At 59.5% G+C, this 805-nt stretch carries 1 protein-coding gene; it reads right to left on the bottom strand.

From position 1 onward, the window contains the following. A partial coding sequence (locus tag AC3WL8_RS39930; protein ID WP_492380259.1) for an FAD-dependent oxidoreductase occupies positions 1–587 on the bottom strand: 587 nt, incomplete at its 3' end. Positions 588–805 lie beyond the last annotated feature (218 nt).

Genomic DNA, 805 nt, shown 5'->3' with positions numbered 1-805 from the left:
TCCAGTGGCCGGCTGAGCCGAGATGCCGGGAAGACAGAGCGATAGGCGACAAAGCCCGAGTACTTGGGCGGCTGTGGCCCCAGCAGCAGCTCACGGACCCGTGAATTGACGCCGTCGGCGCCGATAATGACGTCAGCTTCCACGCTGCTTCCGTCAGCAAAAGTCGCCTTCAGGGCATCGCCGACTTCCTCGATGCCGACCAGGTGCTTGTCGAACTGGATCGAGCCCGGTCGCAACTGGCTCGCGAGCGAGCGCTGCAGATCGCCGCGGTGGAGGATAATGTGAGGCTCACCATACTTCTTGTGCCACGCCGCCTCCGGTTGGGAGTACAGCAATTCGCCGGTATCCCAGACCCGGCTGAACCATGTCGCGGGCGTTTGTCCGATGGCAAGCAGGTGATCAACTACCCCGGTGGCGCGCAGCACATGCATGCCGTTCGGGTAGATATTGATCCCTGCGCCGATACGAGCGAGCTGCTTTGCCTGCTCGTACACGGTCGCTTCGAAACCTGCGCGCTGCAGAAGGACTCCAGCCGTGAGGCCGCCCATCCCCCCTCCGATTACCGCAATTCTCTGTTGCTGCGTCATTGCATCTCCTTGCCACGCCATATGTGATTTTGCGGGCGTATCTGCCTGCGAAGAAGACATGCAGTGAGGCTGGTCCCGGGTGGCCGCCATCATTGCATCGCCGTGTTCATATGCTAGCACCGAAATGTACGAAGCGTATAGATTTTTTCTACCGAATGTAGTTAAATACGATCTACGGCAGCACCACACGTCACTGAGGACACGGAGCCAGACATGGA

It is taken from the genome of Cupriavidus sp. FW305-F7, assembly GCF_058782875.1.
This window is presented reverse-complemented; position numbering and strand designations above follow the sequence as displayed.